Source organism: Paenibacillus sp. FSL A5-0031 (genome assembly GCF_001956295.1).
In the GTDB taxonomy this organism is placed as follows: Bacteria; Bacillota; Bacilli; order Paenibacillales; family Paenibacillaceae; genus Pristimantibacillus.
In genome coordinates, this window is record NZ_MRTD01000014.1 from 43,637 (window position 1) to 69,542 (window position 25,906).

The 25,906-nt window shown below is 41.3% G+C and carries 27 protein-coding genes; 2 read left to right on the forward strand and 25 right to left on the reverse strand.

Features of this window, described 5'->3' with window-relative positions; genetic code table 11:
* Positions 1 to 927 precede the first annotated feature (927 nt).
* Complete coding sequence (locus BK120_RS22935) at positions 928 to 1,884, forward strand: polymorphic toxin type 44 domain-containing protein (protein ID WP_076269834.1); 957 nt, start codon at positions 928 to 930, stop codon at positions 1,882 to 1,884.
* 147 nt (positions 1,885 to 2,031) lie between these two features.
* Here the strand turns inward: BK120_RS22935 and BK120_RS22940 are convergent, their stop codons facing one another.
* The 10 genes from BK120_RS22940 to BK120_RS22985 all read right to left on the reverse strand — a co-directional run bounded on the left by BK120_RS22940 (position 2,032) and on the right by BK120_RS22985 (position 11,367).
* Complete coding sequence (locus BK120_RS22940; protein ID WP_076269835.1) at positions 2,032 to 2,880, reverse strand: DNA adenine methylase; 849 nt, start codon at positions 2,878 to 2,880, stop codon at positions 2,032 to 2,034.
* 252 nt (positions 2,881 to 3,132) lie between these two features.
* Entirely contained in the window at positions 3,133 to 3,429 is a 297-nt protein-coding gene (locus BK120_RS22945; RefSeq protein ID WP_076269836.1) for a DUF5983 family protein, read from the reverse strand.
* A gap of 85 nt (positions 3,430 to 3,514) precedes the next feature.
* On the reverse strand, positions 3,515 to 3,727 hold the full coding sequence (locus BK120_RS22950) for a hypothetical protein (protein WP_076269837.1): 213 nt from the start codon (positions 3,725 to 3,727) through the stop codon (positions 3,515 to 3,517).
* A 231-nt stretch (positions 3,728 to 3,958) separates the two neighbouring features.
* Positions 3,959 to 4,657: a DUF6884 domain-containing protein gene (locus tag BK120_RS22955; RefSeq protein ID WP_076269838.1), complete on the reverse strand. Its 699-nt coding sequence runs from the start codon at positions 4,655 to 4,657 to the stop codon at positions 3,959 to 3,961.
* 34 nt (positions 4,658 to 4,691) lie between these two features.
* On the reverse strand, positions 4,692 to 5,237 hold the full coding sequence (locus BK120_RS22960; protein WP_076269839.1) for a hypothetical protein: 546 nt from the start codon (positions 5,235 to 5,237) through the stop codon (positions 4,692 to 4,694).
* Positions 5,238 to 5,283: 46 nt separating this feature from the next.
* On the reverse strand, positions 5,284 to 5,616 hold the full coding sequence (locus tag BK120_RS22965; RefSeq protein ID WP_076269840.1) for a hypothetical protein: 333 nt from the start codon (positions 5,614 to 5,616) through the stop codon (positions 5,284 to 5,286).
* Between the two features lie 23 nt (positions 5,617 to 5,639).
* On the reverse strand, positions 5,640 to 6,323 hold the full coding sequence (locus BK120_RS22970; RefSeq protein WP_083682344.1) for an XF1762 family protein: 684 nt from the start codon (positions 6,321 to 6,323) through the stop codon (positions 5,640 to 5,642).
* Between the two features lie 739 nt (positions 6,324 to 7,062).
* Positions 7,063 to 7,935: a hypothetical protein gene (locus tag BK120_RS22975; protein ID WP_076269841.1), complete on the reverse strand. Its 873-nt coding sequence runs from the start codon at positions 7,933 to 7,935 to the stop codon at positions 7,063 to 7,065.
* Between the two features lie 192 nt (positions 7,936 to 8,127).
* The gene (locus BK120_RS22980) at positions 8,128 to 10,236 is read right to left on the reverse strand and encodes a hypothetical protein (RefSeq protein WP_076269842.1); all 2,109 of its coding nucleotides are present in this window, start codon (positions 10,234 to 10,236) and stop codon (positions 8,128 to 8,130) included.
* A 135-nt stretch (positions 10,237 to 10,371) separates the two neighbouring features.
* The gene (locus BK120_RS22985; RefSeq protein ID WP_076269843.1) at positions 10,372 to 11,367 is read right to left on the reverse strand and encodes a hypothetical protein; all 996 of its coding nucleotides are present in this window, start codon (positions 11,365 to 11,367) and stop codon (positions 10,372 to 10,374) included.
* 508 nt (positions 11,368 to 11,875) lie between these two features.
* Here BK120_RS22985 and BK120_RS22990 point away from each other — a divergent pair.
* Positions 11,876 to 13,075, forward strand: a complete 1,200-nt coding sequence (locus BK120_RS22990) for an IS110 family RNA-guided transposase (protein ID WP_076269844.1) — start codon at positions 11,876 to 11,878, stop codon at positions 13,073 to 13,075.
* 375 nt (positions 13,076 to 13,450) lie between these two features.
* Here the strand turns inward: BK120_RS22990 and BK120_RS22995 are convergent, their stop codons facing one another.
* From BK120_RS22995 to BK120_RS23070, 15 genes are all read right to left on the reverse strand, one after another.
* Positions 13,451 to 13,678, reverse strand: coding sequence for a hypothetical protein (locus tag BK120_RS22995; protein ID WP_076269845.1), 228 nt, complete (start codon positions 13,676 to 13,678; stop codon positions 13,451 to 13,453).
* On the reverse strand, positions 13,675 to 14,706 hold the full coding sequence (locus BK120_RS23000; protein ID WP_076269846.1) for a TIR domain-containing protein: 1,032 nt from the start codon (positions 14,704 to 14,706) through the stop codon (positions 13,675 to 13,677). Before BK120_RS23000 ends, BK120_RS22995 begins: the two co-directional genes overlap by 4 nt.
* A gap of 94 nt (positions 14,707 to 14,800) precedes the next feature.
* A complete protein-coding gene (locus BK120_RS23005) occupies positions 14,801 to 15,949 on the reverse strand; it encodes a hypothetical protein (RefSeq protein ID WP_076269847.1) in 1,149 nt (382 codons plus the stop codon).
* Positions 15,950 to 16,084: 135 nt separating this feature from the next.
* On the reverse strand, positions 16,085 to 16,612 hold the full coding sequence (locus BK120_RS23010; protein ID WP_076269848.1) for a hypothetical protein: 528 nt from the start codon (positions 16,610 to 16,612) through the stop codon (positions 16,085 to 16,087).
* A gap of 4 nt (positions 16,613 to 16,616) precedes the next feature.
* On the reverse strand, positions 16,617 to 16,940 hold the full coding sequence (locus BK120_RS23015) for a hypothetical protein (protein ID WP_076269849.1): 324 nt from the start codon (positions 16,938 to 16,940) through the stop codon (positions 16,617 to 16,619).
* A 702-nt stretch (positions 16,941 to 17,642) separates the two neighbouring features.
* Positions 17,643 to 18,332, reverse strand: a complete 690-nt coding sequence (locus tag BK120_RS23025; RefSeq protein WP_076269851.1) for a JAB domain-containing protein — start codon at positions 18,330 to 18,332, stop codon at positions 17,643 to 17,645.
* A 305-nt stretch (positions 18,333 to 18,637) separates the two neighbouring features.
* Positions 18,638 to 19,210, reverse strand: coding sequence for a hypothetical protein (locus BK120_RS23030; RefSeq protein ID WP_083682346.1), 573 nt, complete (start codon positions 19,208 to 19,210; stop codon positions 18,638 to 18,640).
* Positions 19,211 to 19,214: 4 nt separating this feature from the next.
* Positions 19,215 to 19,556 carry a hypothetical protein gene (locus tag BK120_RS23035; RefSeq protein ID WP_076269852.1) on the reverse strand — a complete coding sequence of 114 codons (342 nt, stop codon included), beginning with the start codon at positions 19,554 to 19,556 and terminating at the stop codon, positions 19,215 to 19,217.
* Positions 19,557 to 19,585: 29 nt separating this feature from the next.
* Positions 19,586 to 19,837, reverse strand: coding sequence for a hypothetical protein (locus BK120_RS23040; RefSeq protein ID WP_256710992.1), 252 nt, complete (start codon positions 19,835 to 19,837; stop codon positions 19,586 to 19,588).
* A 96-nt stretch (positions 19,838 to 19,933) separates the two neighbouring features.
* On the reverse strand, positions 19,934 to 20,176 hold the full coding sequence (locus BK120_RS23045) for a hypothetical protein (protein WP_256710993.1): 243 nt from the start codon (positions 20,174 to 20,176) through the stop codon (positions 19,934 to 19,936).
* A 233-nt stretch (positions 20,177 to 20,409) separates the two neighbouring features.
* On the reverse strand, positions 20,410 to 20,808 hold the full coding sequence (locus tag BK120_RS23050) for a hypothetical protein (protein ID WP_076269855.1): 399 nt from the start codon (positions 20,806 to 20,808) through the stop codon (positions 20,410 to 20,412).
* Positions 20,809 to 21,084: 276 nt separating this feature from the next.
* Complete coding sequence (locus BK120_RS23055; RefSeq protein ID WP_076269856.1) at positions 21,085 to 22,140, reverse strand: HNH endonuclease; 1,056 nt, start codon at positions 22,138 to 22,140, stop codon at positions 21,085 to 21,087.
* Position 22,141: 1 nt separating this feature from the next.
* The gene (locus BK120_RS23060; RefSeq protein ID WP_076269857.1) at positions 22,142 to 23,500 is read right to left on the reverse strand and encodes an ATP-binding protein; all 1,359 of its coding nucleotides are present in this window, start codon (positions 23,498 to 23,500) and stop codon (positions 22,142 to 22,144) included.
* Between the two features lie 144 nt (positions 23,501 to 23,644).
* Positions 23,645 to 24,079 (reverse strand): hypothetical protein, encoded by a 435-nt coding sequence (locus tag BK120_RS23065; protein ID WP_076269858.1) that lies wholly within the window; start codon positions 24,077 to 24,079, stop codon positions 23,645 to 23,647.
* A 1-nt stretch (position 24,080) separates the two neighbouring features.
* Complete coding sequence (locus BK120_RS23070) at positions 24,081 to 25,898, reverse strand: glucosaminidase domain-containing protein (protein ID WP_076269859.1); 1,818 nt, start codon at positions 25,896 to 25,898, stop codon at positions 24,081 to 24,083.
* Between the last annotated feature and the right edge of the window lie 8 nt (positions 25,899 to 25,906).

Consider the following 25,906-nt stretch of genomic DNA (forward strand, 5'->3'; position numbering starts at 1 on the left):
GAACGGGAATGCTTTCCCTAGGCCCTAACTTGTACGGTGCTTCCGCTACAGTTCAAGAATACATTTGTTGGTAAATTGTGTAAACGAATTTTGTTTTATCGTTTCGTTTACTATAGGTACATATTCTTTCACTCCGCATACTTATCAATAAGAATAGCCGGCACTCCACTGGGCAGTGCTCTAATGAAGTACCATCAGTCTAATACATTATTTTCTTTTTACAACGGCAAGGTCTCGACGTCCATACAGCGATTATCGTATGGAGCATCTAGTCTAAAATTGATATAGGGCCGTTCAACTTCTTCAGGATCGAAATTCATAAAGAAAAATTCGGTTTCTCTACGTCGTTCCTGACCCAGTTTTGCTTTCACAACATCACCAAAAACGCGCTTCAACCGTCCGTATGTGGAAGTCATTATAAGTGTCAACACTGTGCACACCATTTGCAGGAATGATTCGCTGCCGTAGAAGATAATACTAGCGTGCTGCACTCTCCACAGGAGCGAATTATGATTGTCGGTACCACAAAAGTATTGTAAATATTCTAATCACAGCATTTACTAGATTTTTTATCGAATATGGCCAATATAAATATATAGTGTTATATTGAATAAGATACATTTTATCCCAATGTCGATAATGGAACATTTACTTGATATTTACAGTATAGATTTTTTTATATATGAAATTATTAATTGTTCTGATATTCTTTCACATGATTAATACTTTGATCGACATTACTGGATTTTGGCCATATGAGTTCGCATTATAACCCATGTGGCCGATTTATTCAAACGAGATTCTAGTAATTACTTTTAGTTTTATAAAAAGCAAAAGTCACAAATGGTAATTTGTTGACAAAATTGTTTCATATTGTTTGTTAATGTGTTTAATGAAATGAAAAAAATTACAAAGGAGTGTTAATTTTTGAAAAAGTTAGTATTATTGTTAACCGCTATTATTCTTATTTTTTCTGTCTCACCAGTTTTTGCTAATAGTGTTACAGAGGAGAAACTTCCAATTACGGAAGATCTGACAGACCCAAAAGAATTACTAGATGAACTCCGGCTCAAAATTAACAATCTTGAAAATCTGACGAACCAAAATGCATTACTAGATGGGGTCAACATTGAAAGTCTAGTGAACCAAAATGAAATACTCGATGAGCTCCACAAAAAAGTGGTGAAAAGTGGGCTGGTTTCATTAAACGAAGATGGATTAATAGAAATTCACGCTTCAGCGGAAGATCTAGCTGTTGACAAGGATTTATTTGATAATTACTTGTTCAAGATGGAACGTTCTAATTATCTAGTAATTGTTGGCGGATATAACTTCGATACTGATTTTAATCTTGTTAGTCTATCAAATGACGAGGCAATTAAAGATATTCAATTAAAAAATCAAAAGAAAATACAAACTAATAGTTTATATTCTCTGAAAGGAAATAGTTCTAACTTCTCTACTCTCAATTCGCTACCTGTTCTAAATGCGATTGGTATAGCTACTAAAAATAAACAAGAAGTCCAAGATTACTATGTTGCTTCTCTTTATATTGAGGGGAGTGGAACAGCTGCAGTGTATAAGACAACAGCATTTTGGGTTGCAAGTGTTACAAATGGTGGTGTATGGGATTATAAAAGTTTAGCAGGTTATTCACCAAATACTAAACAATGGAATGCATATACAAGATATTCCTACACGACTGGAGTAACTCGCACATCTGAATGGTTTGGAAACTATAACTATGGATATACTGGTAGATTTCTATTTTCATTATCAGTCCTTTATGCTGGTGGTAATTTTGCTGGTGTGTTATGGGGCGGCCACCTTGATACTGCCCTTGATCAAGCTGCGATTAAAATGGGATATGATGAGTCAATATAATAGTCAGTTTCAAACTAGAGCGTGGTTTTGACGAGCGAGCATTAAACCAGCTGATTTTTGTCATGCTTTGGCCACTTGGCCTTTAAGCAGGAAAATTTAAATAAAAAAAATGATCGCCACAGTTGTATTAACTGAGCGATCATTTTTTTATTTTCTGAGATTGATATAGGGCCGTTCAACTTCGTCAGGATTGTAATTCATAAAGAAAAATTCGGTTTCTCTACGTCGTTCCTGTCCCAGTTCTGCTTTCACAACAGCACCGACACGTGCTTCAACCGTCCGTATGTGGAAGTCTTTATAAAGATCCATTACGAGCGGGTGTCCGTAGTAAGTAACTAAACACTTGCCTTTGATTCCGTGTAGTAATTCTGCAAGATCGATATGATCTATCTTATTGAATCCGCCCAGGTAAAAGTGTTCTTTGTCAACATAAGGGCTATCAATAAAAAAGAACGTATTTGGTCCATCATAGCGTTTGATCACTTCCCTGAAATCCAGGGACTCTATTAAAATAGAACGAAAGCGTTGCTCGAAAGAATCCAGTCGAACGACAGAATTTTGATAGTCAATGGCTGAATTTTTCACCTTTCCGTAACGGAATCCACTGGGCACACCATTTGCAGGAATGATTCGCTGTCGCAGGAGATAATACCAGCGTGCTGCACGCTCTACAGGGTCCACAGGGATCGCAGACTGCAGAAATCCATTATACAGTTGTCTGCTCGTCGGGAGTGATCCTAAAGCCAGTAGTAGCTCCTTCTTTTGACTTCTCAGCGTCATTAAGAAATGAATGAGTTCAGCGTCGATATCATTAAAGATTTCTACAGGGCTTTGTGGTTTAGCAACTGATAAGTGAGCACCGCCCCCGAAAACGTCTACAAAACAATGATGTTTTGGAAAAAGTGGAACAATATGTTTTGCCAGGTAATGCTTACCCCCAAACCAACGAAGCGGGCTATGGGTCTTAATTTCTTCATGATGAATTGTCGTATTCATACCAATCTCTCCATTTCCAAATCGATTTTATCGATTCGGAAAAGGCAGGACTCATATTGTCCTCTAATACAGTCTCGAAAGAACCGTAAAAGTGCTACTCTGTCCAGTTGAACGATCGCTCGAAGGGGGCTACAGTGAACCGCAAAACGGGAAATCCCGCTCCTCCGTCGCACCTATAATCAGAGAGTTGGTCGTGGAACCGAGTTACTTCCTCCAATTTGCATTAATAATACCTCCTGTTTACTTAAGAAACTATTCGTAGATTGGCAAGTTGGTGATTCGACTTGCAGCGTGATCAAGCATTGCCCATCTATAACCACCAGCTGCAGCGTAGCTGATAATATCTAGAATAGCGGATGGAAAATTCTCCTTATTTAAAATTGCATCATAATCTGAGGGAATTTCGATAAACCAACCCGTAATTGTTTGCGTTGCATCATAAACCGCAACTGCAAATCGTTTTTCTTTGGCAGCATTAATCCAGGCTTTTGCCTCTTCAGAAATATGCACAGTTGATAGGATCAATACATTAGTGTTATTTTTTTTCATTTAAATTCCTCCTAGCACGCCCCTTTCAACAGGGGAGCGTGATTCAAGCTCCCCCTGTCAGGGAATATGCTAATAACCCTACAAATCACTTTACATTACAAGATTCGTACTGGTTAGTTAATACAAAATCGCCTATTACATTCGAGGTAAAGACGATAAGTAAGGCATCTGCTTCTGACCGACCTTTTCTTACCATGTCATCGAAAACGAATTTCAAGTACTTATCCTTCATAACAAGGCGGCACATTTTCTCTTCTTCGAAAATGATCTCAACATCATCATGGTCATCTATTATCATAAAAATTACCTCCATATAAATGCCGCTTTAATAGGACAGAATCATTTGAGTAAAGCGACTTGCAATCGTAGCAGTGATTCATTAATTCTATTTTCTGCTTGGACTACGTACTGCCTCTTAATCAAATAACAAGTGAATTTTGCGATTGACTTGCCAAAGATACTCTTGATTCTTTCATAATCAGTGCTGGTATGAAGATCAGAAAGTGATTTTTGGGCGTGAAGAAAAGCTTTAAAATTGCCGTTCTGATCCCTCCTGCTCCATAATCGTTTCGAGATCGGCAAGTGCTTTGCTCTCTTCTTTCCGTTTTTGACGGCAATTGCCGAGCAGAGTTTTTAATTCACCGATATGATTCTCGATACCATAAAGCTGCGCACGGGAATCATACTCCGATACGATTTGACTTGCTTCTTCAGGTGTCCAATTTTTTATGATTGCCGATACGTGGCGCTTCTCACGGCTAATCTCCTTCAATTTCCGTTGGTTGCGCTCCTCTTCAATTAATGATTCATAGCAAGATGCCTTCGCACCAAGAGGCACACCGGCGCCGTAGAGTCGATACTGGATTCCATGTTCTTCTAATAGTTCCATAAGTGGATCCGCTACAGTTTTTCCCGCATGGATTTCTACGAATGGAAGCGGGTAATATGACAAGACATGTTCTAGTATCTTACTTGCAAAATGACGGCAGGCTTCCTTTCGAGGATGATATTCTTGAACAGGGTATGGTTCCACAATCTCATCAAAACCGATGATACGCTGCCCGTGTTGACTTAAAAAGAAGATATCCTCCCGTGGAAAATCCCGCTCCGCCATATAGTTCATGACTGCATTAACCCATCTACTTCGCTGTCCCTGATAAAAGCGGTGAGCTGCCATGGGTTCGTTTTGTCTGGTAGAAGACTCTGTGATAAAAGCAATCCTACGCATGGAGACAACCCCTTCTCATTATATAAATTACCTATTACACGCGGACTTCGACCTCAAAGTGCCATTTACCAAGCTTAGCTTCTTTGCCGCCAACCGGTGAGACTTCCAGGATGCAAGATGGGACGGATAACCTTTTCGTTAACTCATCCTGCCATAGACGTGAGGGAAACACATGAACAGATGAATTGAGTCTCTTAGCTAATTCCTCCGCCTTCTTGCTCGCTTCCCCAGTAGTAAGTGCAAATTCCTCTACAACATCTGGGATGTCTACTCCTCTGTGATAACCTGCTATGGCAAGCAATTTGTGGCGAATTAATTCAGGTGTTTCATTGGTAATACGGAAGCCTGAAATCAACTTACCAGGAGCCATTGGCATGATTTTAACCTTTTTTGACTTTGGTGCCGCAGTAGCGGGAACCGGTTTTTCTGCGCAAACTGATTTATTCCATTCAGTTATGCTGTTGCCTCCACCGTCGTAGGTGTCATATCCATAGGTTCGGTTCAAACTATTCTCGAATTGCATACGAGCTGTACTTTCATCCATTCCACAGCCATAACCCGATCGTTGATCTCTTCCCATTTATAAATTCCTCCTATATGTGTTTGCTTCAAATTACCGCCAAATATTACGATGCGACTTTTAATGTCCGGCATCCTCGCTTTGCATACCGAAGTCCGATTCCCTTTAGCTTGTAGATGGAGCATCTGAGTTGAACGGAATGATAGGGTTCATCTCCGGAGAAAAGCAGGCTCATTGGAATATCTACGAACACCAGATCTTTGCCTTTAGCACGCTTCTGAATTCCACTTTTATCGGAATACCAAGAAGGCAGTAATGGCGGATGGTTTAGTGACACCCCTCGATTGCGAATTGCAAACAATCGTACTTTTTCGCAGCTTAACGTAGCTAAAATAGCAATTATTATTTGCAGCATTACAAATCGCTTTACTTGTAACATTCGAAAATCCCTCCAAAAGAAATTTAAAATGATATATTTAACATCCAGTATTTCTTCTGACCGATTGGGTGTTTATCTACCCGTTGTCTGCGATGACTATTCCAACTTCCTCCAAGACTCTTTCCCAATAACTGAAACCCGGCTGCACGTACAGAGGAGCCTGACTCATCATCGAGCGTATACGTAATTAAGGAATGGTAACCCATCTCTCTCGCTACGCGCCTTGCAGCAGCATAAAGCTTGCTGCAGGGGTGAATATACCCATTGTTGACACAGAGGCGAGTAACTTCTAGCGTATAGCCATTGTCTCGATGCCTGGATACAGGCCTACCCGCAGTAAGAACACCAATGAGCCTTTCACCATTAGATAGCCCAAGAGCAAACTTCATTCCCTGTGGCGCCATATGATGTCTATGATGCTCATTGATAAAGCTGCATGCTTGACGAAAAGATACCGGCGTTAGAAGCGTTTCGAATTTTTCATACTCTGGATAAAAATCGGCCATATAACGAATCGCCTGCTTACGGCTCATTGCAGAATCCCAAAGTAATTCGAACCCATCATTATGCAAGTCCCAGCGTCGATTATTGAGCTCATCATCAGAATAGATAAGGTATTTCTTCATCACCTCATGGACGAAAATCCAATAAAATCTCACAGGTTTGGGAAAAGAGAATTGAGTACGACTAGCCAATAAGTATTTCATTTTCCAATTCCTCCTCTTTTGGGCACAAAAAAAAAGGAGACGCAAAAAAACATACGTGTCCCGTATGTTTAAATGGTCTCCTATTTATCGTGCATATGTTTAATCGCTGTAAAGCGGCTCCTTCCCTGCAAGAACATTTCGAGCTGCAAGGAAAATATTGTTTGTTTCGGAATGTTTATATTATAATATGACACTTGCTAATGTGTAAACTATAAGAAGGCTGTTTTCAATGAGGCTGTCTTATGGCACGGTAACGAAGTATTACAATAGATTCATCATCAAAATAACTTACATTTATTCTATTGATAATTCCACCTTTTACATGAGCTGTTACGACGATAATCCCAACCTTGATTTTGATCAAGAAGGCGGTAGCTGACCAAAAATAAAAATGACGTTGCAAGGATACTCTCCTTAGCATCGCCATTTTTTTGTTTTTCCGAATTGTTTATTTATCGTTCTGTCCCGTCAATTGAGTAAAGCCTCTTGTAGGAGAGCCATTTATGCTTGAAAAAAATTTCCGAAGTAATTATTTATCTGTAAGTGAATCCAGGAAATACCCCAAGTTCATCTACCACAGTGGAAGTTTTATCTTCAATTTTGTTTATAATGTACCCCATTTTATTCAGTTCAGCATTAAGTGTCAGCAGAAAACAAAGTATTAGACTGGATGACCCCTAGACTTTCGCTATTTTATTGAGCTAACGTTTCCCGTTTTGATAGAGAAAGGGCCTCTTTTTCACCACGCCGTTTCGTTAAATGTAGTATACGATTCGGCCGTATAGATTTGGATGATGTTTTGTGGAGGCACAACAGCGTCTCCATTTAAATACGAAATATCCTCACTCACCGTACCCCATACCATGCTATTAAAAAGCGTTCGAAGCGCCGTAGTCAGCAAGCCTTGCACTTTCATTTCCTCGACCTCTTCAGGAGATTTTTGTGCCACAACTTCTCGATGAATCGAAAACGTGCTTGGATTGTAATCCGACAGCGGCGCGATATATTTCAGAACATACGCTTGCCGCTTTGGATCTCTCTTCCAATCCGATTCCAGCCTTGAATCTTTAAATAGCTCCGCCACATTCATTAAAAACTCTGGTCGAAGGTTCACATACCCGCCATAGTCAAGCACATCGTCCGTGCAAAGGAAACCATTAATTTGATGATCTTCGTAAAGTTTATACGCGACAAAGTCTTTGGCCCTGTTTCGCGAATCTACTACCCCAACATGTTTTTTTCTTAGGTCAAACACATTGCCGTGACAGCATACGGTTTTGTTATCCAGATCAAACATAACGCCGCGTTCGCGTAAGTATCTTGCAAGGGGCGTATCTTGCCGTATCGTCTCTCTTAAATTCAGTAAACCAAGCGTTTGTATGGAGGCGCAGCGATCCATATTAGTCGTACTGTGATAGGAGGCTATGTAAAGAGCAGGTCTATTCAACTGTTCTTCCACAATGTCATATGTTTGGCAAAACAATTCCAATGAAACATCCTCGTTCATGAGGACAAAATCCTCGACCTGCTCCTCGGAGAGTCCAAAATAGCTGCACAGGGATTGTATCAAAGCTTCTCTGTTGGTCATATCAAACACAAAGGGCGTCGTCATCGTATCGTCATCTCCTATTGCTCTTAGTATACGGTAATAGGTGCAAGCCTTGAAAGTGGTCCTGGCGTAAGCCTCTTAGAGCCGCCATCATGCCCCTAGCCGCAACTTGAATTATTATGCCCGTTCGCTAAATGGGGCTTTATAGTCTAATACTTTATTTTCTCAATCTACAACTTTATTTTCTTTTGACAGCTACTGAAGTAAATACTTGAGTAGTGAATAAGTATCATAATCACTAGATTGAAGGATTCTAAAATACTCCAAACGCTCTATTGGGTGTTTCTTTGATACTGTTGGACTGGTTAGCAAATAGATCAATCCAAATGACAAGAAAGATGATCCGTGCATCAGATGAACTAATCGCTTAGAAGGGTATGCTTCCTGTTGCAACAGATTAATCAGCCCCTCAAGCTGATTGAGATTATGTTCAAACTCGTTAAACTTTTTATCTAATTTTGGGTCAGATGGTACGAATGACCTTCCAAGTAGTGCTTGAACGACATTGCGACAAACGATATTCTCATTGAATACGCCATAGAAAACAGGCGAGCAAGATAATCGAATGTAGATCGCATCTGCAGGTGCTTCGATTCGGGCAATTGGTGTAAGTGTCCCTCGTTTCATCTCCTGCAAATCGCTGTTCTTTGCAAACAACATTAAAGGTCCCTTGCGTAGAGCTGCCTCTGTCCGCAGGGCCTGCTTTTGGCTTTCGATGAACGATCCACCTAAATCCAAAAGAAGCTGAGCCAGATCTCCGGATCGAGCTGCACGAGTAAGGGGCTTATTCTTGCTCTCTAAAATAATTACATTGTTTCCCACAATGCTAATGCCATCCGTTTCTCCTTTTTCATCTTCGTACACATACTCCCCTGTATGAACAGGCTCGCCCAAATGAGCGGTCATCCACCTTTGAATGAACTCCTCAAACGCATCGCCCCATCGCTGTGTAGGAAAACGTAAGAGACTCAGGGTCTTATCATAGAGTCCGAATACAGCAATCGAAGGATTCGGCATCAGGTACTCGTGGCTCCCCAGAGGAATAGGCACTAGAAACTCGGAATCCGAACTAATGCCCCCGACTTCTAAGGGATGATTAAACTTGACATTAAGAGCAGTCTGACTGGCCATACTGTCTAAGTATCGTATGATGTCACCTCTAGAAGCTTTTGTGTCCATTCTGCGAGTTAATTCATCTAATGTCAGCCTCGGTAACTTATCTTTCGATGAAAACGAAGCGAGTGCATACTGGAAAATCTCGTACGAGATCAGGATGAACGTCTCCTTATCCAGTCCGATCGCTTCGATGAGCTCTTTACGAAAAGCGTCCAAAATATGATCTAGTAATGTGATAGTACTCTCAGGTGGGTACTGATAATCCTTGTATAGGGCATCGTGACGAATGGTCTTCTCTAGGTATGTAATCGGGTCTTCCACAAACATGAATTGAAATGGTTTGTCAATCCGATAGTCGTACATATTAAGCAACACGTTCGCGATAGTCACAATATCGTGCAGCGATTCATGTTTACCGTGGTTTTCTAGTGTTTTACTCGAGGTTAGAACCTTTATCCCAATATAATATAGAAACTTCCGAGCCAAGTTGCGTGAGCGATCAAACATACCGAAGGAAGCATCGAATGTGCTTTTGTAATCGAGTTGTATAAAGTCCAGGAAGTTAAGCGCTCCATACCTAATGATTCTATTTTCAATTTGGTTGAATAGTATCGATGCGACCTCATCTCGATTGCGAAGGATACCATCTTCGATGACTGCATTTTGTACGTGGCTTTCTAGATACAGGACGGTTTCGGCATAACGCCAGAAATCAGGGCGAGTTACTTTGTCTATGTCAAAAAATCCAGAAGACCCTATCCCCTCTTCTCGTAGTTGATTAATCCTTACAGACAGCACGACGATTTTGAGGAGAGCCCTTGGCTTCATTTGTTTTTCTTCATCGACACGATTTCGGCTACGTTTTAAAAATTCCGATAGAGTCTGCAAATGATTCCAATTCCGCTCAACTTCATCCTTGAACTTCAAATGGCGGTACAGATAGTATTTTTCCAAATCTTCAATGTTTTCACTGATCTTACTCGAACTAATGAGGGAAAGGCGCTTAAGCATTTTTAATACCAGGGCCTCTTCAATTTCTTCAATGGAGAAACTATATGGATGTTTGGGCTGAACACGATAGTATTTGTAGAGATCTCGAAGATCACTTACACCGTTTTTGAACGGATTTCCTTGCACTACATGGTCAATAATCCGTTCAAAGGTCTCTGCATTAGTTTGTAAACTCACGGTTTCGCCCTCAGTAGCTGGTATATAAATGCATAGAACTATGATTGAATAGGCGTTTTCCAGCCCCATTCGTCAAAATAGAAAGAAAAAGGGGCCGATGATTCAGCTCCTTTTTCTATGCTAGGAAATTTATTATTATTTGCTAAGGTTAAAGCTGGTTACTTGAAGTGAATTGGTATTTTGGTAGTTATTATAACTCCAAAATCGAACCACATTGCCACTTCCAACGGTAGCCGTTCCACTTGTTAGATTCTTGCTTGTATCTTTAAACAATGTCGTTGATAATGTTTTGAAATTTTCATCAAGCGACTGGATCGTCGGGTTGGTGCTTGAAATGTAGTTGTAAAACTTCCCGCCTGCATAGAACAAAGTTCCAGGATAATTCTTAACTTGACCCGTTTCGTCGTAACTCATGTCCTTTTTATTGATGTTATATACGGTCGAGCCCAACCATGTACTAAAGATTAGGCGATCTCGTTTGGTCGTAAGAACAATCGGACGAAATTTTGACATAAGCTGATTTCTAAGTACGTTTTTCGGGTCTTCTATTGTCAGCGGCTTCGCAAGTTCACCTTCAAGATAAATGGTATACTTCCCAACGCCATTTTCGTATAACACCCCCGAGCGGTCATTTGTTCTAATCGGGTAGAAATAATTGGAAGTGAAGATGTTCGCATCTTTCCACGTTTGAAGCGTTTTTTCACTGATAGTTTTTCCATCATCCAAATTGACAATTTTAACGGCGAGGTGCTCATTGTTCCCATAGAAAATATAGTTATTTGCAACTGTTATCATCGTCGAGAAAGAATTATAGGCATCATCGACGTACAAAACTTCTTTCCCTCGGAAGAGCCACTTGTTTTTCTTCGCCACGCTCATATACAAATGTGTACCATCAAGACTAGATTGATCACTCCAAGTCACGATGGTGTAATCACCTTTTTCTTGTACATTTAAGTCCTTGCTTGAGATCTGGGAATAAGTCTTTTTAGGATCAAAAGCTGCGGCCCCATACTGGTAGCTGGTGGTGGCCGTTTTGATTGCCGTCGCCGCTGAAGCGGAAGCCGTAGAAAAAATGGCCCCCACGATAACAACAAGTAGAAATAAAGTGATTTTGTTAAGCTTAACCATGAGTCTCTCTCTCCTTAAGTGAATCCCTTAGTAATACAATGTCTGGGATTGGTATGATATCCCATTATAGCAGTATGTGATCATTTTCGACACGAATAATTGTGTGTTATTGGGCTTCGATTCGATGAGGGTTTACGCATTAGAGAGTACGAGGAAATAAGCATGAAATCTTTGCTTTATAGGCCGATGGAATCGATAATGTGGGCAAGGCTGAAATCTTTCCGATGAATATATTCAAAGGTATGGTTGAACTATCCTGCCCTTTCGTATTATGAGGTCACCAGAAATTACTGGTCGACCTCATTTTTGTGTGGTCGTAAGATAGCGGTAGCCGGGGATCGAACGCTTCTGCCCGTGAGACTTGGATCTCGAGAGCTATTCCGTTCATCCCCCCCTACTTGTTAAACCATGATTAGGCTAGTTGGGGCATGACCCCGAATCACATGCGATAATGTGGACGACAAGAAGGTTAGGGGCTTCCGGCGAATATATAACAAGGAGTGGTTACATGAATCCTGTCATCGGACTGGATGTTTCCAAAGGAGAAAGCCATGCACAAGCATTCACTGACCGAGGAATACCGCACGGAAAGATCTTTCAGTTTGAGCATAACCTTGAGGGACTAGCGTCTTTCTTGAATTTTGTGAAGGACCTCGAATGCATTACTGGACTGCGTCCAGCAGTAGTGTTAGAAGCAACTGGACACTACCACAGCCCCGTCATTCAGTTTCTAGATGAACATCAATACTTGTATATTGTCATTAATCCGTTAATTTCACATCAGGCCAAAAAAACCAGCTTACGCAAAGTGAAAACGGATATGGCGGATGCCTATCAACTAGGGGAATTATTCTACAAGGAAGAATTAGAACCGTACAAAAAACGAGGACAATTTATGATGAATCTACGCTATCTGACAAGGCAGCATGATTCTCTAACCGATATGTATGTGCAAGCGAAGCTGCAGTTTCAGGCTGTCCTTGATCAAGTCTTTCCGGAATACCGTGGCGTGTTTGGTGACCTGTACTCGAAGGTATCCCTTCGTTTTCTGGCTCTTCACCCTACCTCTTCCGCGGTGCTGACTAAGTCTTTGAATGACATCACAGCGACGATCCAGTCTCTTACTGGACGGTCGAATTCCGCATGGGCGCTTGATCGCGCGCTGAAACTAACAGCTGCCGCGGAGCGAAACCCTTTCAAGGAAACTGCTTTTTCAAGCCATCTCATCTCGCTGGAGCTGCTCATTAATCTGCTTCTACAGTACCAAGAGCACCTAGTAAACCTCGACCAGTCCATAGATGCTCTGGCTACAGAATTACATGAGTATGAGTTGATCCAATCGATACCCGGCATTGGCACCAGAATTGCTGCAACAATACTGGCAGAAGTCGGAGAGATCGATCGATTTGATCATGCAAAGAAGCTCGTTGCATTTGCCGGTGTCGACCCTAGCGTCTTCTCTTCCGGCAAGTTTACAGCAACCCGAAATAGGATTACCAAACGCGGTTCCAGAAGACTTCGAACAACCTTATATCTAGCCGTACGATGCGGCCTGCGCAGCTCACGCAACCAAAAACTCCGAGCCTTTTACGATAAAAAGCGTGCCGAGGGCAAGCCATTTAAAGTGGCTGTTATTGCCTGTGTAAATAAGCTCATTCACTGGATTTTCGCGATTCTTACCCATAAAGAAGCATTTCGTCTGACCTAAGCAGGAAACACTATCCTGCTTAGGAAAGCTTCTCCATCCACCTATGGATGGTTATTTGGCATGCTCTTTTTTCAGTGTAACATCATAGGCTTTATCCATTAAGTTTTAAATATTGACAAACTATTAGCTAGAATAGTTTAATGAAGCACTGTTTTTGTAGTCTACACCGAAATATTATCAGTCTTTATTCCAAATTATCAAACTTTGTTTTAAGTCTACACCAGTATTTAAAAAAACTTAAGCGATTAGCCAGCAAGCGGGTTCCTGAGCATAACATGTGGACTAGAATTAAAAGTCCTTTAGTTGGTAGAATATAAACAAAATCATCTGTAAACAAAAAAACCGCCGCGGCATGAGCCGAGGCGGTTATATATTTTATGCGAATGAAGGTTTCTTATCAATTACCTTGCCACTATAGACCTTTACGTATTCCTTGTCTGTACCTTCAACGGATGGACCTGTGAAAACAACTCCAATGCTGGAGTCTCGTTTAATTCCATTTTTCGTAGAGATCACAACGCGATTAGACCCTCGCACAGTGCGATGGCGGACGCGTCCGGACCCGAAGGTACGAACCGTAGGTTTTCTTCCAATTCTCTTCATTTCGAATCCCCTCCGACCAAAGCTTTAATAGTAACCAAGAGCTCAGCGTTAATCCCTATAATCTCTTCAAAATGTTCATCTGATAAAATTCGATTACCCGAGATGTGAACAGAGAGAACATGCTCCTTATCTAAAGGATAGCATAAGATGTAAACCTCTTCAATTCCGCGTCGAAGGAAAAAATCAAATTCCCCTGTATTGAAAGCACCAACAACATAGATTCTTTGATCTCCAGCTGCTTTACCTTCGTTATCGTTTAGTTTGTAGGTTCTACCCCGGCCTACGTTCCCGCCGACCTGATGAATGTTTTCTTCATCGATTTTTTTCCAAATTGCTGCACCGGTGGTAGTAAAGTTATGCGGCTGTAGAAAAGAGTTCCGGATCGCTTCAGAAAATGCGGTATACCGTTCCATAGGATTCGTTACTGTCACATTTCTGATGTACTCCCAAAAAAAACGAAGAAGGCTCTGCTTTCGATCAATGATTGCCTGCTTTTCATCCAGAAGACCTTGAGGATCCTGAAACAACTGCTCCTGGGCGATTGCTTTCATGATTTCCCCGCATGCAGTATCAACTGCTGCAGTATATCTGCCATCAGTGCGTTGCCCATAGCTGAGTAGAGTAAGTCCACCTAAATCAGAAAGCAAATGAAATTCAGAAACATTTGTTCCTTTTATCAAATCGTCCCGCTCCGGAAGATCCCTAGGGATAAGACAGAATACACGACGTCTTCCTAGTCTCCCCCAAAATAATCCCGCTTCGAATAGAGTATTATCACGCGTGATAAATACCGGCTTTTTCCTTATCATTGCTACATCATCTGCTGCAAATATGAATATACCGAAGTCATTTGCATTAAGTTCTCTTTCAAGGGCTTCCATTGTGTAATCGTTGGCACCAAAGGTTCCAGCGTACCAGGGGTTTACCTGAGCAACGTATTCGAGTTGACTGCTCACTGCACGGGCGTAATCAATCGCTTCTCGTGAACAGCCAATAAACACGCTTGGCTTACGATAGGTTGTAGTCAAGGTTCTGATCTCCTTTTAGGGTAAGATATATCCCATTGGTTATATAAAGGACTCCCTCATTACATGAAAAGTTTGTCCTACTCCATTTTCTTCTTCAACATAGAGGAGTGCCAAAAGCCGGCGGCAGCAGCGAAAAATCTACCTGTATATCCTCATATCGATCCTCCAGAGCTGCAAGCGTTCTAACGTTAAAGCCTAGGGCCTCTTCACTCGTCATACCCGTAGGAGCCTTCACGTCGCCTACTAAGGAGATCAACGTTCGAAAAATTCTACCATTTAACCATGAGCTCGCGTCTGCAGAAAACCATGGGTATTGCATCAGCAACCGAGTTGTCCCAAGACCGAGTGCGTGGAAGTTCGCACGGTCACCGAAGCGACGAAAGATTTCAGCAAACACATCCGCCCGCTTCCTTCGACTAACCAACACTGAACCGCCTATAGCGATAACATCGTGATCCTCCTCTACCATTTCCTCAAGTACATCGAGAGAAGTCTGTACATGAAAGATAGGGACAGGCTTTCGTCCGACAGCCTGCTCTAGGTAGTGCGTATTTCTGCGCGTAGTCTCTGGATCTCCGATAATATCTAGCGTTAGGAACTGGTATATATAATCGGAATGTCGTTTACAAAATTCTGCATAAGATTCCAGATCGATTGGTTTTATGAATTTCCCCTTTTGTGCTGCTTCAGCTATGGTCTTTGCACCAGGATCTAGGATTACGCATTTGTAATCAAATCCGAGTTGGCGAAGGTTTAATTTCCAGCGGTCTGTAAGGTCTGAACGGAGATTAACGAAATTAAGCAATATGAAAGTACCTCCATTCTGCTTAACTATACGAATATCGTCTTTCGACTTACTTACTCCACTGAAAATATATCGTAAGCCACGCAAGCTAAGACGAACACCACCGGTCTTCGTCTCTGAAACCTTACAAATATCAACCATGATCGTTTTGATTAACCCTGCTAGCGCGCTTGAAAAAGAATTGATCTTGATCAACGCCTTTAGAGTTATCACACGACGATAAAAGAGATAGGCAATCGCACGGCGTAAGCTTGCTCTTGGAATGCGATTGGGTCGCTTGCTCTTTCCGGTTGTAATATATATGAAATCCGAAGTAACTTTCTGGATGATATTTGGTTTTTTTCCCTTAACCGTAAGAAAGGTATACCCTTCCTTTCCGAATTTACGGAAGAATGCCCGCTCCTTTTGCATTGCTTTAATTGTGAATTGAGGGTTCATATTGTCCCACCATTCAATACATACAGATAGCTCATTAAAGCGCTCGTGTACCAAGCGGGCAAGCCCGCCATATGGTTACAGCGGAGCTTCCCTCCTTGGTTATGAATATTACTTACTATTAATTACTATTAAACGCTATTTAACAAGTGAGTATGGAAAGGTATGAGCTACAGTAGGGCCAAACAGAGGTTTTCCTGCAGTCTGGCTTGCTGCCCTTCGCTTCTCAATAAGCACGACGACTTCCTGTCCACCTCTCCTAGAACAAAGATCGCCCCATTTATGGCTGATCTTATATTGCGTCTCCCAATATTTCTGAATCGCAGCCACTTCCCAGACGCCGACCTGAACAGAATGCTCGCATTCATATTTTAGGTAACACCAACCACCATTTTCTCTACCACCAAAACCTCGAGTTACGGTATAGACATTAACCCATATACCAAGACCGAATAAGCTTGTCAGAAGGTGCCAAGGCCATAATAGAGTATCGATGCATTTTTGTAAGAGAGTCTTATTCGGTAGAGGGGGATTGTTTAGATCCGGGAAAACAGGCGGCGATGCAACCTTAACTACTCTAGTAGGTACTGGCTTCATCGCAGCTGCGAGTTGTTCTTCAATTTTCTCTAGGGCCTCAAACAAATCGATCTGTTCAACCTTCTCCATGCGGTCACCCTCCAATCCTAGAGAGGAAGCGGGATTGAATCCTTCCGATGGCATTGAAGGTGCGTACAGCGGTCATACGTATGCCAGCGAGCTTTTCAACTATCAGATCACGCATGAGTGGTCTGAGATAATCGCGATCGCAAATGACATAGCTGCCGTCGGGGAAGACGACCTTGTTTCGATCTTCTTTCTCGAATACGCTAAATGGCTTATAGGCGACTACAGTACCAACACGGCCAACGAGTGAATTAGAGGCATGGTTCCAACCGGCGCTCATCTTCACTTGACGACCGGCGGGATAAAGTTGAATCGTATCTAATTGCTTCATAGTGAATTACCTCCAATTTTTATGCTTTGAATCCATCTTTGATCTCAGAATGCACCTCAGTTACTTCCTCGCGTTGATGATATACTCCACAGGAACTTTCTCATGGACTTCACGTATGTATTCAGCGAATACCCAGCGACCGCTCTCTTTCCGGTAATGTGCTAGGTTTAGGAGAATGAGAAAATCCATGATTAGCCGAAACCTGAAAATATAGTTTCGGCTGCCTGGTAAGATCTTCGCTTTATTGGCCCTTGTTGCAGATTGAAAGAGAAATGTTTCTGCAACTAGAATAGTGTCCGGATAGCCTCTTTCAAACTTCTGGATCGCATCGACTAACAATCGGAGGAATTTTATTTTTCCGAGATTGTAGAAGCCTAGAAACGGAAGAAAGTGAAGGGCGTAGGTACCGTCTTTTCGCCTACTTATGACGAAATAGCGATTAAGGTATCTACCTTTATACTGCGCCAGTAAGGAGCGACTTAAGGTGGCCAATGGAAGTAGGATTGTGATGCAAATTGGGATTAGCATGATCGTAAAAACGATCGTTATGAATAGGACCAGAAAATTTTCGAACATTCGTATTACCTCCTTGAAATAGAAAAAGAAGACGGCAAACTATGCGCCATCTCCCTATTTCCTTGACTATTTGCTATGATTTAGCTTCGAATATTTACCAATCCATCTTGAATTCTAATATAGGAATCATATTAGACCCTGCTCCTTTAAGCTAGCCCATCTGTTGCCACCAAGACCACCGATAATAATGTGGTCTATTATGGATATACCGATAATTTCTCCCGCTTCAGTGATTCGTTTTGAAATGGCAATGTCCTCCGGAGAGGCGGTCGTATCACCACTGGGATGGTTATGGCAGACTATGATGGATGCTGCACCTTGTCGAATGGCTGCTTTGAACAGCTCTCTGGGATGAACAAGGCTAGCGTTTAGATGTCCGATTGAAACCACTTCTCGTCCAATGACCATGTTCTTCGTATTTAAGAATAGTGCAACAAAATGCTCCTTATCTTGATACTTAAGGTCTTCGATCAAAGGAATGGCATCTTTTGCCGTTCTGATAAACACTGGGGAAGAGAGATTGATTTTACCAACACGCCTCGCAAATTCGAATATGGCCATCAGACTGAAGCTGCTCTTCTCGTCTAATCCGAATATTGTTGAAAGTTCAAATTCAGACAAAGAGGCCAAATAAGGCAACCCTTTCTGAAGGATATCATCCGCAGTAGTAGAAATTGGACGATTCCGTAGAAGCGGGGCCAAAATGGTGACCATCAACTCTTTGTTTGACAGCGAACCAGCGTTGCACGTTTGGTAGTAATTCTCTCGTACTTCCTTAACTACAAATTTATTCAAAACAGAGACATTATCGTACATTTTTATATCCTCCTAGTCTCAGAAATGTGAAATGGGAGCGCAGTGCGCTCCCACTTTCTCTACAAACTACTTCCGTGAACTGAGTTGACCAATAACGGTGCAATTCTTTATGGTTTCACGGGATTTCGTCATCCGAGAACATTTCATTAACAAAAGTTTCTGTTGTATACTCATTTTTATTCGCCCAACCAAATGCCAGGGAATTCCCCAGTACATTTGGTAGTGGGCTTCCTCCCTACATTATGGTTTTTAAAACCTTCCAATTGCCTCCAACTTCTTGCTATGTTGCATTTGATAACCGCCTGTTAACCGGCAGCGATAATATCAAATTGAATCTGAGCGTCTGGGCGAGTATTACCGAGCAGGTTATGCTTGATCTCCTCTAGCCAAGTCGAAAATCGATGATGCTGGATCGCTTTCTTTCCATCTTTACACCGGACTTCAAAATGATAGATGCCTGGCTTTATCGGAAAGAAAGAATAGCGATACTGCTTCTCCTCTTTTGTCCAAATTCGTGGTGATGATTCCTGGAATCCATATAGTGAATGGAATTCCTCGACATGAATAACTGCTTGCATCCAGTAAACCGTTGTTGGCGAGTACTGGTTGACTAGATAAAACCATTCGGCAAGCAAACGCTCAAAACCACTCTTATCTGTGTTTCCGTTTGCATGTTGCCATCGGATCCAAAAGAATGATCGTTCCTGATTACTAACGCCAGGTCTATATTCCACTTGCAGATGATGATCACCAATAGAGCGGGTCCAATAATTACGTTTCTTGGCATCAGGTTGCAGCTTCAATTGTTCAAAAGCCTTTACTAACGCGTTAAGTGGCAAATCTATGCGCCATTTGAAAGCAATATAATCCAGCTTCACAGCATCACGCCCCTAACTTAATGCCTTGGGCGATAGTCGTGCCAAGAGGAAGGATACCTCTATGTTGCTTACCGGCTGCTAAAATGACAGCATCTCTTGCCTCAAAGCCTTCCTCGTGCAGCTGCTCGTTTATTTGTGAACCCCATATAAAAAGCTCTGCAGGAGTAAGAACGAGAACACTCGTAGGAACAAGATAAGTCCCTTCTTCGACTTTGACCAATCCTTCACCAGTCAATGAATAAACCGTTTCCCCGTATCTTTTAGCGAGTTCTAAATTCTCATCCATGCGTGCCTCGAATCCACCAAGATTAAGGAGGAGACACACTTTTTTTTGTTCATGTTTCATATTAATTACCACCCTTCAATTCAGTATTTTCATGCAGATACTGCGTATGCCCCGATTTTGAGAGGAATGTCGTGCTTGAGAAATAACTCGAGCAACGATTTTTCGTAGAAATCTGCATCCTTATCCGTAAGCTGTTTCCCGCGGCTGCCTACAATTACTGCGATTGGAAAACTCTTAACCACATCAAAAAATATGGTTTCCGTTTGGCCATCCCGCTCCACGAAAGCACATCCACCGCAAACTAAGCTTTGGTTTAACTGAATCGATATACGTGTAATCATAATAATTACCCCCTATAGACATAAAAAAAAGACGTCAGGGACGCCTTCTAATTACTATCCAATATGATATTATTAAGCCAATTCCTAAGCCAATTCCTAAGCGGGTGACACGCTTTTGGAAACGAAGTCCTGAATTGTATATTTACCCTTCAGGTCATTAAGCGAAACCTCTACTTTACCGACGATATTCAGACTTGCGAGATGTTTCGCATATCCTGCTATCATGGCACCATCACCTAACAAGATTTGTTGTCCCTCTTCGCACCCACACACTTCTGCAGGAACATCGGTAACTACCAATAACCCGCCTTCATATGGGCGTTCGCTTTTAATATACATAGTTTGAATTTCTCCTCTACATCGATCACAGTGAGACATAAACATCCCTCCTATGACCTAATTTTATCATGGGTTTTAAATTACTCCAAACAATCTAATCAAATTAACCGAAGAATAAACGATCGATTACAATCCAAGTACCGATGATCCAGAACATTAAAACTAAAGCCTTTGTTCGATCGGAATTTTTTGTAGGCATCGTTCATCACCATCCTCAATAATAGATAGGATTTTTAATTACCTCCAGTCGGAATGTGTTTCGTGTAACGGTCGCGATCTGCGGGGAATACTGTTTTGACGATAAACCGTGTACCGGTCTTCATCAACACGATAACCACACAATAATCACCCGATACAGCTGGTCCGACAATAGTACGTTCTGGTTCTGGGTTTCGACCCTTGTTAGAACCATTTCGACCATTTTCTCCACTATCATATCCCTCTACGATCCGCCCTTTAGAAATTGCCCAAAGGATATCCAGCTCGCTAAACACTCGATCCGCATATGAATCATTGTTAAAGCGGTCGTTTATGTAATGGGGAGAGATCGTGGTCTGATAACCGTCCTGTCTGTTAACACCTTTGCGAATACAATCCAGTTCATGTGACCAATATTTTTTCATATGATCCACGTGCGTATTACTCCTCCCTTGTCAGAACATAGACAAAAAAAATAGCCCCGAATGCTAAAAAAGGCACATCCAAATAAGAAATTGGAATGCACTTTCTGCTTCGAGGCTACACTATAAATTGTTATCTAAAAGATAACGCTCCTTCTCCACTGAATACGTGTCTGCGGAGATAATTAATGGTTTTTCATAATACAACAAGTATATAGGAAAATTTTGAAGCGGGCAATAGGAAAGGAGTTTGGGAGGCCTGCACCCTTACTCCTCTTTGTATACCTTTCATTTTTTTAACGATGCAAAAAAAGCATTACTAGCATTTTTCTCTGATGTAAACCAATCTTTATAATCTTGGAAACCGTTTATTTTTCGATCTTCACAATAATCTAAATTCAATTTTGAGAAGGAGGTTTGTCCATAATAAGGCATAATTTTATTTGCAGCAAACCAATTAATTAAGTCGGCGTATTCCTTATAATACGGATTTTTATTGTAAATTCCTTTTAATGCCATATACAGATTCTCGCGAGTTTGTTCTACGGTATGCCAGGTATCCTCAAGCCTTGTGTCCAGTTTCAAAAGCCAAATGTAATTCCTACCTCGGAAACCACTTCTCACAACAGTTGCATGTTTATTCTTTGCTTGCAGTCGGACAGTTTGCTTATCATGATCAAAATTGAATTTTACGGATTCGTGGATTTCATCAAAGTAAGAGTGAAGAACAGGTAAACGATATCTGTTTGATTTATTTAAGTTGCCATTACAATTTACGCAAGCAACAATAAGGTTAGCCCAGTAGATGCCCAAAAATGGAAATTTGGAAATTGGTAAAAAGTGATCCAGATTAGTATCCGTTTCTGTAATGAGACTTATATCACAATAGGAGCATATTTTAATAGTCGATTGGATAGAAGCTCTAAATTGACTTTTTGTGAGAAAATCGTTCCCTGGATTATATATCTTCCAGAAAAATTCATTATCGATTAAATCTTCATAAAAGTAAGAGAAGGCTTTATGAAGTATCTTCGTATATTTCTCGTGAATAAAAATATTTTTCTTTTGTCCCCTCATTATTTCTTGATAGTTCTTTTGATAGTAAAGATAGGCTGATGAAATGTGATCTATACGATCAATATTCGATAAATTAGACATCTCGGCTCGAACCCGAGGATATTTTTTGGCAATACTAAGCAGCCTACTAGATGAAATCGTTTTGATAAGGTTCTTCTTGTCGTTAGCTGTTTTAGGGTTCTTGCATGCCCATTCGAACAACTCAGTAACAAAATGATTAGTGAATTTATATAATTTATATTTTTTTAATAGAGGCACACTTCTCATTCTATTCTCCTAAATGCTTTCTGAATTTTTGAAACAATTCATACTTTTCAAAAGTTGTCCCTAATGTAGAATATAACTGGCGCGCTTCGCTTATTAGAGTTGGATCTCCACTTATCAATTGGTTTTCTATACGCTTAATCAATTCCGCCGATTGATTACCAGGCAGCTGCTTCATAAAGAATACATCTTTTAAAATATCTGTAGACGAAACTCCGAAGGTACGATCGTTCGGCAGCCGTTGTGAGATAACCCCATTGGCTTTATCAAGGATGACTAAACTCTCAGTCGGGACGTCTGAAATGATAATTGGAGAATGTGTGGCTAGAATAATATGTGTATTAAAGTCTCCAAAGAGTTCAAGTAAATATCCAATGAATTCCTGAGCCCATTTTGGATGTAGATGTGTCTCCGGCTCATCTATAAGGATAATACTGTTATGCTCAATCTCCATTACGAGAGGTAAGAATCGATAAATCATTGTAAGTTCTCCAGAACTGAATTCTGAAAGTGGTACTTCTGACACTCCATCCTCAGATAAAAACCAGATATCTCGAATAATTTGAGGAACATCCAACGGAGCTACCACAAGTAACATTTCTAGAAAATAGAGATCTAAAGCTTCAATAGGAACATAATAACATCGTCCTGATTTCGTACGTTTAAATGAACGTCTTTTATCGTCGAGTATTAATAGATGTCTTTCAAGTTCTGCACGAAAAATTTGGTTAATATTGTTTTCTTGAACTAATAAATCTAATTCTCTTATTAGTTTTGGAATGAATTCAAAATTCACTTCTAGATTTATTAATTCCCCGTACCCAATTTTATTAAAAAGAGTACGGTAACTTTTTAAGATTCGTTCATCATAGAATTTATAAGCATCCAAAATGGCATTTATGGCTGTTTCAAGGCTTGAATGATTATGATCATTAGGACCACAGTAAACATATTTAGTTTCTTTAGGATCGGGACGTTTACGCATGACATATCTTGCTTCAGCTTGATAAGGATCAAACGCTGAATGAGATGAAACGATTAGTTTAGTCGGATAATGAATTGGATAATCTCTATCACTTTCATATGGTATTTGATAGCTAGTGCTAGCAGTACCCTTACTTTCCTCAGTGTTGATTAAAATATCATAAGATATTTTAAATGATTTTGAGTGTTTCTGTTTTTTTGAACGTTGTTCTGGACAAAAAATATCAGCAATTAGTTGTAGCAGTGAGCTTTTTCCAATACCGTTGTCGCCTACAACTACAGAAATCTGAAGTGGATTATCAGTCTTTGTCCGGTAAAAGTTGACCTCCAGATCTCGTAAGCCTTTGTATGAGATAGCATTCAGTTTGTTGATGAACATCGATTCTCTCCGTTCTATGTTGATTTGATAGGTGTATTTTAACATAATATCTAGTGATTGGAGTTGGTTTATGGGTATTCGTAACAGAAGGGTTTCCAATAAAAAAAGACCGGCTCAAGTGAGTCGGTCTTTGATAGAATGTTCTTATGATGTTTGAAAAAATCTGTGAAGTGTAGGGTAAAGTGGGGTCTCCCGCTTCCGGTCCAGATTAAGCTCCAGCCCAAGATCAATCATGGCGTTTTGTTCGCCGGCAAGAGACAGGGTATTCATCAGACGAATGAGGAACTGGTGTAATGGATCGTATACATCCTGAAGCGGGTCAGCATCACCATCTGTAGAATTGCAAGTCCGATTAACCTGGAAGAACACATCCTCGTAACGATATACGATCAGACGGGTCAATTCGGGCTGCAGCGCGCTATCAATCTTCTCCGGTAATAATAGCGCCCGGAACAACGATACATCATCCATAGGCATGCCAGCCATTTCAAACCAAGCTTTAACTCCAACAAACGTGATTTCCATATTCATCATCAAATAGGATTCAAGAAATAGCTTGTCCATCATTTGAGCTCTCATATCAGTATTGCCCCTTTATATATTCTACGTTTGTAACGTGAAGGTCTCCGGCTAAATCCGATTCAAGGGTAACAGAAATTGCATCAGGTACGTCCTTGATATAGATACTAGGCGCCTCTGTTTCCCCACTATATAAGTTTAGCACATTATTATAATTTACCAAATTGATGATCGGTTTTTTCGTATACGGATCTATCATATTCGAGTAGGATACGACCTCAACTTTTTTTGGATCAGGTTTGCTTCGATACACATGACGTGCATAATTGCCGTATGCCTGCTGAATACCGAACATTACTACCACTTTATCACTCATATTCTCAACTGCTTCAGGCGTATTTATAGGAGTGGGTGGAGCTATTATAGGGGGGTTACTAACAACAGGAACAATGTTAATAGAAACGTCTCTCCATCGCTCGCCAGTAGCTTGGTCAATGCCGCGGTCCCTATCCAAACTTGTCAGGTTGTGTTGCATCATGATGCTCTTCAGCTTGTTTGCATATTGCCAGTCTGTAGCGTATCCAGCCTTCTGCAGCTCGTTAGCCCATTCAAACGGGTTAGACTTGGAGCGGGCTGTGGTATACCTCTGGTTTACGATAAGAAAATTCGCATGATCATCGAATGATTCCGCATAGCTCGAATAGGAGCGAAACTTTGCAGTTGTATGGTAAGAGGCCCCCCCGCTTTGCTCACTTGTGTTCGCGCTACAGGATGGTCCTGTCCATCGCCGGTCTGCCTTAATACCAAATACATTATTGCAAATGTCTACTCTACCCCATGCAGACTCAAGCGCCATCTGAGCAAGTGTTACACTTGCTTTAATTCCTGTCCTTACTTCAGAATCCATTGCATACTGTGCCCATTTTAGGAAAAATGGGTTGGATAGGGTGCCGAACTCTGTGGGAACATTTATAACTGGACCAGGACCACTTGTTCCACCCCCTCCATTCCCACCTCCTGAGCCGACCAGTCCGCCTCCATTCAAAATACGAGTAAAGACGGTTCCCTGCTCTTTAAAAGCAGGTGCCGCACTTTCCATATACATATTACTGATATAAAGCTGGGTATCGGTTTGGTAACCAAATCCGGTTACATTAGACCAATCAACATCTTCCATCGCTTCGAATGCCGAGTCAGCTGCCACGTCTACAACCTGTGAAATAATAGCGATGAATGGCGTGGGATCTATCGCTTCAGTACCATCAGGAATCATTTCGTAATGCAAGTGGGGACCGGTTGATCGCCCAGTGTTGCCCGAGAGCCCAATAATCTGTCCCTTAAGTACGGCTTGGCCTGGAATCACATATGCATCGCTTAAATGAAGGTATTTGGTTACGATGCCTTCCATGTCTTCGTCCTTCGCTTGGATGGCTACATAAATCCCAGTACTCTGGGCAGTTTCTGAATCGGTGGTCTTTGGATAATTGACCGTCTTTACAATACCATCCGTAGAGCTGGATACGGGCGTTCCGATTGGAATACCAAGATCAATTCCACTATGGAAACTTTGTATACCAGTCACCGGATGGATCCTTTCTCCGAAGTCATCAGTCATTGTCTTTTCTATGTCTGGCACATAGATTTGCGGTGGTAGGAATTTCTCTGACAGAAAAGCAGTAGCGGCGAGTGTTTGTGTACTGGATATCGCCGCGGCTATGACGTAAAAGAATATGAAAATGGCAAGGATTATCGCATACACATACCAGAACGAGGCAAAATGATTTGCGACTTGAGAGCTGACCTGATTTCTAATTTGGTCTTTAAGACGCTGCTTCAAGAAACCCTTCGCCATTTCCGTGGCCTGGTCGAGCGAGGCCATGGATAATC

What these genes read in the sequence shown, in the direction of transcription:
- BK120_RS22940 (WP_076269835.1), bottom strand. Translation starts at nt 2,880, where the DNA reads ATGAATACGACAATTCATCATGAAGAAATTAAGACCCATAGCCCGCTT.
- BK120_RS22945 (WP_076269836.1), bottom strand. Translation starts at nt 3,429, where the DNA reads ATGAAAAAAAATAACACTAATGTATTGATCCTATCAACTGTGCATATT.
- BK120_RS22950 (WP_076269837.1), bottom strand. Translation starts at nt 3,727, where the DNA reads ATGATAATAGATGACCATGATGATGTTGAGATCATTTTCGAAGAAGAG.
- BK120_RS22955 (WP_076269838.1), bottom strand. Translation starts at nt 4,657, where the DNA reads ATGCGTAGGATTGCTTTTATCACAGAGTCTTCTACCAGACAAAACGAA.
- BK120_RS22960 (WP_076269839.1), bottom strand. Translation starts at nt 5,237, where the DNA reads ATGGGAAGAGATCAACGATCGGGTTATGGCTGTGGAATGGATGAAAGT.
- BK120_RS22965 (WP_076269840.1), bottom strand. Translation starts at nt 5,616, where the DNA reads ATGTTACAAGTAAAGCGATTTGTAATGCTGCAAATAATAATTGCTATT.
- BK120_RS22970 (WP_083682344.1), bottom strand. Translation starts at nt 6,323, where the DNA reads ATGAAATACTTATTGGCTAGTCGTACTCAATTCTCTTTTCCCAAACCT.
- BK120_RS22975 (WP_076269841.1), bottom strand. Translation starts at nt 7,935, where the DNA reads ATGACGACGCCCTTTGTGTTTGATATGACCAACAGAGAAGCTTTGATA.
- BK120_RS22985 (WP_076269843.1), bottom strand. Translation starts at nt 11,367, where the DNA reads ATGGTTAAGCTTAACAAAATCACTTTATTTCTACTTGTTGTTATCGTG.
- BK120_RS22990 (WP_076269844.1), top strand. Translation starts at nt 11,876, where the DNA reads ATGAATCCTGTCATCGGACTGGATGTTTCCAAAGGAGAAAGCCATGCA.
- BK120_RS22995 (WP_076269845.1), bottom strand. Translation starts at nt 13,678, where the DNA reads ATGAAGAGAATTGGAAGAAAACCTACGGTTCGTACCTTCGGGTCCGGA.
- BK120_RS23005 (WP_076269847.1), bottom strand. Translation starts at nt 15,949, where the DNA reads ATGAACCCTCAATTCACAATTAAAGCAATGCAAAAGGAGCGGGCATTC.
- BK120_RS23010 (WP_076269848.1), bottom strand. Translation starts at nt 16,612, where the DNA reads ATGGAGAAGGTTGAACAGATCGATTTGTTTGAGGCCCTAGAGAAAATT.
- BK120_RS23015 (WP_076269849.1), bottom strand. Translation starts at nt 16,940, where the DNA reads ATGAAGCAATTAGATACGATTCAACTTTATCCCGCCGGTCGTCAAGTG.
- BK120_RS23025 (WP_076269851.1), bottom strand. Translation starts at nt 18,332, where the DNA reads ATGTACGATAATGTCTCTGTTTTGAATAAATTTGTAGTTAAGGAAGTA.
- BK120_RS23035 (WP_076269852.1), bottom strand. Translation starts at nt 19,556, where the DNA reads ATGAAACATGAACAAAAAAAAGTGTGTCTCCTCCTTAATCTTGGTGGA.
- BK120_RS23040 (WP_256710992.1), bottom strand. Translation starts at nt 19,837, where the DNA reads ATGATTACACGTATATCGATTCAGTTAAACCAAAGCTTAGTTTGCGGT.
- BK120_RS23045 (WP_256710993.1), bottom strand. Translation starts at nt 20,176, where the DNA reads ATGTATATTAAAAGCGAACGCCCATATGAAGGCGGGTTATTGGTAGTT.
- BK120_RS23055 (WP_076269856.1), bottom strand. Translation starts at nt 22,140, where the DNA reads ATGAGAAGTGTGCCTCTATTAAAAAAATATAAATTATATAAATTCACT.
- BK120_RS23060 (WP_076269857.1), bottom strand. Translation starts at nt 23,500, where the DNA reads ATGTTCATCAACAAACTGAATGCTATCTCATACAAAGGCTTACGAGAT.
- BK120_RS23065 (WP_076269858.1), bottom strand. Translation starts at nt 24,079, where the DNA reads ATGAGAGCTCAAATGATGGACAAGCTATTTCTTGAATCCTATTTGATG.
- BK120_RS23070 (WP_076269859.1), bottom strand. Translation starts at nt 25,898, where the DNA reads ATGGCCTCGCTCGACCAGGCCACGGAAATGGCGAAGGGTTTCTTGAAG.